The sequence below is a fragment of the Caballeronia humi genome (genome assembly GCF_001544475.1).
GTDB lineage: Bacteria > Pseudomonadota > Gammaproteobacteria > Burkholderiales > Burkholderiaceae > Caballeronia > Caballeronia humi.
On sequence record NZ_FCNW02000047.1, the window covers coordinates 42,352 to 49,418 of the forward strand.

Sequence of the window (7,067 nt, forward strand, 5' to 3'; positions counted from 1 at the left end):
TGCCTCAACAGGCCCGACTTCGCCAGCGCCTAGCGGGCGTCCGTCACCGTCATGTTGACGGTCTTTCCCGCGATAAGCGTGTTCGAAAGCGTGATGTCGTGCACGTTGTACGCGTAAATCGGTCCGGGCGACGTCGAGGTCGCCGGGCCCGCCGCGACCGGCGTCCCGAAGTCGCAATTCGTGATCGTGACGCCGGCGATCCCCGGAATCGCAGGCGTGGGCGCCGGGCCGTTGTAGTCGAACGCGACCGGGCCTTGCGCGACGACCGCCTGGAAGCACGATCCCGTCACGCCGTTCAGCGTCACGTTGGTCGCCTTCACGTTCGATATGTTGACGTTCTGCACGAGCGCCGGACGCGTGCGGATCGCGTCCTTCGACGGCTGGTAGTCGCAATCGAACGTGATCAGCCCGCCCTGCGCCGCCGACGGATTCGCCGCAGCGGCAGTCGCCACGCCGAGCGGCACGGTGCCGTTGATCGGGCTGCCCGCGAGCAGGCTGCTGCCATAGCCCGACGGCGTGAGGCTCACGCCGTTCGGCAACGTCACACCATCGACGTAAAAATCCTTCACGAAGCCGCCGCGATTCATGTTCGTCTTGATACGGATCGCGATGTTCAGCGAATTGGTTGCCCAGAACTGGTTGAGCATCGCGAGGTTGCGCGCATAGATCTTTTGCACGCCACCGCCCATTTCGCTGCCGAGCGTGATGCCGCCGTGACCGCTGTTCATCGTGCAGTTCTGGATGACGTGGTTTTGCGCGGGGCCGTATTCGTTGTCGAGATTCTTGCCCGACTTGATCGCGATGCAGTCGTCGCCGGTGTTGAACACGACGCTTTCGCACAGGACCATGTCGCAGGCGTCGGGGTCGAAGCCGTCGTTGTTCGGTCCGATGCTGTCCACCGTCACGCTGCGGATCACCACGTTCGTGCAGTCGGTCGGATGGTGCTGCCAGAACGGCGTGTTGATCGTGCGGTAGCTTTCCATCAGCACGTTCGTGCAGCCCAGGAACTCGACCATGCACGGCCGCAGGTAGTGGCCCTTGCCGAAAATGCGCTTCTCGATCGCGACACCCGCCTCCGACAACGCTGGCAAGTAGTTCTGGTCCTGCTGCCACGGCGTGGCGGGATCGGTCAGGCGCGTGTAAAGCGTGTCGGAGATGCCGGGCGCCGCCGTGCGCAAATCGACGTTGTTCGGGTTCGCGTAGGCCTGCGACGGCGTCGACGAACCGGCGAATCCGTATGCGCCGCTGTTGCCCTTCCACGTCCACCAGCAGGTGCTCGTGTTGCCGGTGCCCGCGAACGGCGTCATGCCCTGGCCGTTGAGGATGGAGCTGTCGCCCTCGCCGGTGATCGCGATGTTCTTCTGGTTGCGCGCGTAGACAGGCGGGCCGTAATTCAGGCAATCGTTCGACTGCCAGCGGCTGTAGTAGAGCTTGCCGTTCGCGCCGCAATCGATCGGGCCGTCCTTCGCGAAATCGGCGGGATTCTGGCTGAAGTAGACCGTGCAGTTCGCGCTCAGATGGAAGTTGACGTTCGAGAGCAGCACGAGCGGCCCCGCGCAATACCAGTTGCCCGCGGGCACGACGACCTTGCCGCCGCCGGCCGCGTTCGCCGCCTGGATCGCGGCGAGGAATGCGGGACGCGAATCGAAGGAGCCAGGCGCCTGCGTCTTGTCGGCGCCGGTGCTGAGCGGTGACTTCGACGGATCGGTGTACGGATTCACGGCCGCCACGACGGCGCAGGCTTTCGCGCCGTAGTCGGTGACGAGGAACGTGCGGTCCGGGAACATCGACTGCGCCACCGTTTGCAGCGAGTTGATGATCTGCGTCGCGGCGCCCGACGGACCCCAGATCGGGTCCTGTGCGACGGGCGGCGTGGGGTCGCCGGAGCTGTCGTGGCCGCCGCAGCCGCCGAGCACGCCGAGCGCGCCGAACATCGACACGCTCGCCGACGCGCCCGCCAGCATCACGAACGATCGCCGCGCCGGGGATTGCGGTGCGGATTGCGCGCGGTTGTGATTCTTGTCCTCGAGATGTTTCAAGGTTGTCTCCTTATCCGGCATTGCCGGTTATCCACGGTTGCTCGGGTGAACCGAATCGGGGTCTTGTCAAAAGACGCTTATAGAAACGATGTCATACAACATTTCTAGTGCCATCTCCGGCGATTGTTATGGGCGATCTGGCCTGCGCCCGATCGCATGGTGCCGAAGATAGCGAAGTTGTCAGATAGCCGTCAAGCAACTTTTTTAAAGCCCTAACTGGCTGAAATCTACAGTCTGCTTGCCATTGAAGTGCATTCAGACGGGGTTTACCCGCTTTAGACTTGTTTGACGTTGACAACTTTGCGTGATTCGTCGAAAGTTGTCGTACACATTATTTCAGGCGTCAAAGGTTTCATAGTTATACGACGTCTTATATGAATGGCCTGGCATTAACTGGAAGGAGACGCGCCATGCTGGCAGACAAGATCAAGGGATTGAGATGGTGGATCGTCGGGCTGATCATGCTCGGAACCGTGTTCAACTATCTCGCGCGCAGTTCGCTCTCGGTCGCGGCGCCGACGCTCACCGACAAGCTGCACATGACCACGCAGCAGTACTCGTACGTGGTCGCGGCATTCCAGGGCGCCTACACGGTGATGCAGCCGATTGCCGGCTATATCCTCGACGTCGTCGGCCTCAAGATCGGCTTTGCGATCTTCGCGACGGCCTGGGCGGCGTCCAACATGCTGCACGGCCTCGCGACCGGCTGGGGCTCGCTCGCGTTCTTCCGCGCGCTGCTCGGCATGAGCGAGGCGGCGATCTTCCCCGCCGGCATGAAGACCATCACGCAGTGGTTCCCGGCGAAGGAGCGCTCGGTCGCGACCGGCTGGCTGAACACGGGAACGTCGATCGGTGCAATGCTCGCGCCGCCGCTCGTCGTGTTCTGTATTCTCCAGTTCAACTGGCAGACGGCGTTCGTCGTCACCGGCGGCATCGCGCTGTTGTGGGTCGCGCTTTGGGTGTTCTTCTACCGCTCGCCCGCCGACCATCCGAACCTTTCCGAAAGTGAGCGCGAGTACATCCTGAGCGGCCAGGAAGCCGGCAAGCTTGATTCGACGCAGCGTCCTTCGTGGAAGCAGTTGCTCGGCACGCGTCGCTTCTGGGGTATCGGCATCCCGCGTTTTCTCGCCGAACCCGCCTGGCAGACCTTCAACTTCTGGATTCCGCTCTATCTCGTGTCCGTGCGACACATGAACCTGAAGGAGATCGCGCTGTTCGGCTGGCTGCCGTTTCTCGCCGCCGACCTCGGCTGCGTCGTCGGCGGGTATCTGGCGCCGTTCTTCCTGCGCAAATTCAACACGTCGCTGCTGACATCGCGCAAGCTCGTGATGATCTTCGGCACGCTCTTCATGTTCGGCCCGGCGTGCATCGGCCTCGCGACGAGCCCTTATGTGGCGATCGGCCTCTTTTGCCTCGGCGCGTTCGGCCATCAGGCGATTTCGGGTGCGCTCTACACGCTCGCATCGGATGTCTTCGGGCAGCACGAAGTCGGCACCGCGACCGGCCTCTCCGGCATGATGGGCTGGCTCGGCGGGATGATCTTCTCGCTGATCGTAGGCGCGCTCGCGACCACCATCGGCTATAACCCGCTCTTCGTCTGCCTCGTGCTATTCGACATCGTTGGTGCTACCGTCGCATGGTTCCTGCTGAGGCCGGGTGACTACGCCGGCACACTACGCGCGCCCAAGGCCCCGCCGCCCGCCGCGCCCGCAACCAGCACCGGACGCTAACGCCGACCATGACACAAGGACCCAAAATCGTGACCAAGATTGCATTGAGCGGTGCCGGCGGCCAGCTGGGCACCGTATTGCGAAAGACGCTGCTGGAACGGGGCTACGACCTGCGCTCGGCGGGCGGCTCGCGTCCCCTCACGCCGATCGTCGAAAACGAGGACATCATGCACGGCGACCTGCGCGATCCGGCCGTCGTCGACCGGCTGCTCGACGGCGTCGATGTGCTCATCCACATGGCGGGCACGAGCGTCGAGCGGCCGCTGCCGGAGATCATCGAGAACAACCTGCGCGGGCTCGTCGAAGTGTACGAAGGCGCGCGGCGCAAGAAGGTACGCCGCATTCTGTTCGCGAGCTCGAATCATGCGATCGGCATGTACCCGGTCGATGAAAAACTCGCGCTCGACTGCGAGTTTCGTCCCGACGGTTTCTATGGCCTGAGCAAGATGTGGGGCGAGGGCATCGCGCGGATGTATTGGGACAAGCACGGGATCGAGACGGTTTGCGTACGGATCGGAAGCTGTATCGAGAAGCCGACGGAGTTTCGTCACCTCAGCACCTGGCTCTCGCATGACGATTTGATGCGGATCGTCGAGCGGACGATCGATGCGCCGAAGGTCGGACATATCGTCGTGTGGGGCGTCTCGGGCAACACGCGCAGCTATTGGAACAACGACGGTGCCGCGCGGCTCGGCTACGTGCCGCAGCAGAACGCGGAAGATTTCGCCGACGAAATCCTGCAAAAGCCAAATCCGCTCGATGCGATCGGCCAGCGGTATCAGGGCGGCAGTTTTGCCGGCATCGACTTTACGCCTTTGGATGAACGCTGAAATCTTGCGTTGGATGTTTTCGTCATGCCCGCCTTGGCAATCGCAAGCGGGCATTTGCGCTTTACTATTGAGACCGCCCGTTACGGCGCTGCAGCGCACGCCGGCGGCGCGTTCTAAGCCACAGGCCCGAGACGCGGCCTGCCAACAAGAGGAGCACGAGCATGCGTGAGAACCGGATTCGTTCGATCTGGAAAACTGGCGGGGCGGTTGTCAACGGATGGCTCGCAATCCCGAGCGGGTTTTCCGCCGAGACGATGGCGCATCAGGGATGGGACTCGCTGACGGTCGATCTGCAGCACGGCGTGGTGGATTATCAGAAAGCGGTCGAGATGTTCACCGCGATCTCGACGACCCAGACCGTACCGATGGCCCGCGTGCCCTGGAACGAACCCGGCATTCTGATGAAGGTTCTCGACGCGGGCGCATATGCGGTGATTTGTCCGATGGTCAATAGTCGCGCGGATGCCGAGCGGCTCGTCGCGGCAACGCATTATCCGCCGCTCGGGACGCGCAGCTTCGGGCCGATCCGGGCGCTGCTTTATGGTGGCGCAGATTATCCGACGAAGGCTAATGAAACGGTCGTGGTGTTCGCGATGATCGAAACGCGCGAGGCGCTGGACAATCTGGAGGAGATCGTGTCGACGCCGGGGCTGGATGCGATTTATATCGGGCCGTCGGATTTGTCGCTTGCGCTGGGGTGTACGCCGACTTTCGATGATGTCGATCCGCCGGTGGTCGAGGCCATCGAGCGTATTCTTGCATGCGCTAAAGCGCATGGGGTGGTGGCGGGGATTCATAACGGCACGCCGGAGAAAGCGCTCGAACGGATCGCGATGGGGTTTCAATTCGTGACCGTCAGTTCGGATGCGCGGCTGATGGCGGCTGGCGCGCAGCAGGTGATGGGGAAGATGCGGGCCGGGGGTGCGAAGGGATCGGACGGGGGGTATTGAGGGCGCGGGGCCTTGAGCGGATTTTTGCGGAAGCCTGGCTTAGGGCCTCGATTTTCGACATCGTTCGATATGATGTTTTGGCGGTCTATATCTCTGACCCTGTCGCGGCAGTTCTACTTGCTTTACAGCGTTCTACGCGTGCCTGGAGTCTGTTACAAAATCAATGACACACGCTCAATATTGGGTCTGTGCCAACGCCGCGTACTGTAGTGATTCTCGCAAGTCTGCCCCGGACTCTCCCAAACGGGGGCGCGCTACGGGACGCTGACCGGAGATAGTATGGCCGGTCATGAAATCGACCGTAGTCTTCGGCGCAATGTCGTTGCGAACGACCAGTTCAGAAATTTTGGGACGTAACGTTGCACGGTTTTGTTGTGCATGTCACGCCGGCTGGCCCGCTCAGCTACACGTTCCAATGGACGTCACCGGACGGGATACGAAGCAGCGCAGTGCGGACGCCGGTGAAGCGGTGACGCCACTGAACCATTCTCGGTTTTCGATTGCGTGCCTGCTTCAACAGGACCTTCGTCTTCAACGTCGATCGGAAACGGCCGAAACTTTCATGAATTCGGAGTTTTCTGTTATTTAAGATCTGACGAAATGACTAATCTCCCGATTACATAAGAAATAAGTAACGGGAGAAATTCGTTCGTGAGTTCGACTATCGAGCCATCCGGCGTGGCGCGCCGTGCCCCGCATCAATCCGTTGTTCCTTCACTTCACGAAACCTACTTTCTCGACGTGCCACGCGCGGCCAGTGCCAAGGACATGAGCGTCGCGTGCTTCACCGGCGTCGAAGCGATCGGTGAAGCAAGCCGCTTTGCAATCACGCTTACCCATTCTCTTGCGAATCTGCCGCGTGGCGATTATCTGAATCGCCTGGCTACCTTCATGATTCAGCCGTCGCGTCTGGCCGGCGTGTCTGTATCGACGGTTGCGTGCCGCAAGATTCAGGGCGTCATCACTGCGTTTAGCCAGCTAGCCAGCAACCGCGACCAGACGACCTATGAAATCGTGCTGGAATCGCGCCTCGCGCTGCTGCGCAATACGCCCAAATGCCGGTTCTTCCTGAACCTGAGCTTTCCGAGCATCATCGAGCAGATTCTGCGTGAGCACGGTTTCGATGCGATTCGCGCGCGGTTCGACTTCAGGCTGTATCGGCAATACGAGCCGCGCGAATTCGTCATGCAGTGGCACGAGAGCGATCGTGCATTCGTGACGCGTCTGTGCCGGCGCGCGGGCCTCTGGTTCGTGCAGGAGGAAGGCGAGCATTGCGAGGTGGTGCGCTTCGGCGACGACCTGACGCACTATCGACGCAAGCCCGGTCTGAGCGTGCCGTTTCACGCGCAGGCCGGATTGGCCAATACGGGCGCGGAGTCAATCGAGTCCATCGAGACGCATGCCAGGACGATTCCCGAGCGGCAGCGGGTGCGCGCCTATTACTACCGCACCGCGCCGCTTCCGATCGACGCCGAGAACATCATCCGGGGCGACGACACCACTTACGGCGAGACGTAC

The 7,067-nt window shown here is 61.7% G+C and carries 5 protein-coding genes; 4 read left to right on the forward strand and 1 reads right to left on the reverse strand.

The features are described 5' to 3' along the window. Nucleotides 1-29: 29 nt before the first annotated feature. On the reverse strand, nt 30-1,964 hold the full coding sequence (locus tag AWB65_RS27830; RefSeq protein ID WP_087670238.1) for a glycoside hydrolase family 28 protein: 1,935 nt from the start codon (nt 1,962-1,964) through the stop codon (nt 30-32). A 485-nt stretch (nt 1,965-2,449) separates the two neighbouring features. Here AWB65_RS27830 and AWB65_RS27835 point away from each other — a divergent pair, with 485 nt between their 5' ends. The 4 genes from AWB65_RS27835 to AWB65_RS27850 form a co-directional block, all read left to right on the forward strand. Further along, complete coding sequence (locus tag AWB65_RS27835; protein WP_087670232.1) at nt 2,450-3,769, forward strand: MFS transporter; 1,320 nt, start codon at nt 2,450-2,452, stop codon at nt 3,767-3,769. A gap of 29 nt (nt 3,770-3,798) precedes the next feature. Continuing rightward, a complete protein-coding gene (locus AWB65_RS27840) occupies nt 3,799-4,599 on the forward strand; it encodes an NAD-dependent epimerase/dehydratase family protein (protein WP_087670233.1) in 801 nt (266 codons plus the stop codon). A 161-nt stretch (nt 4,600-4,760) separates the two neighbouring features. Next, nucleotides 4,761-5,549, forward strand: a complete 789-nt coding sequence (locus AWB65_RS27845) for an HpcH/HpaI aldolase family protein (RefSeq protein WP_087670234.1) — start codon at nt 4,761-4,763, stop codon at nt 5,547-5,549. Nucleotides 5,550-6,200: 651 nt separating this feature from the next. Next, nucleotides 6,201-7,067 (forward strand): type VI secretion system Vgr family protein (locus AWB65_RS27850; RefSeq protein ID WP_200821814.1); only part of this gene is annotated, 867 nt, incomplete at its 3' end.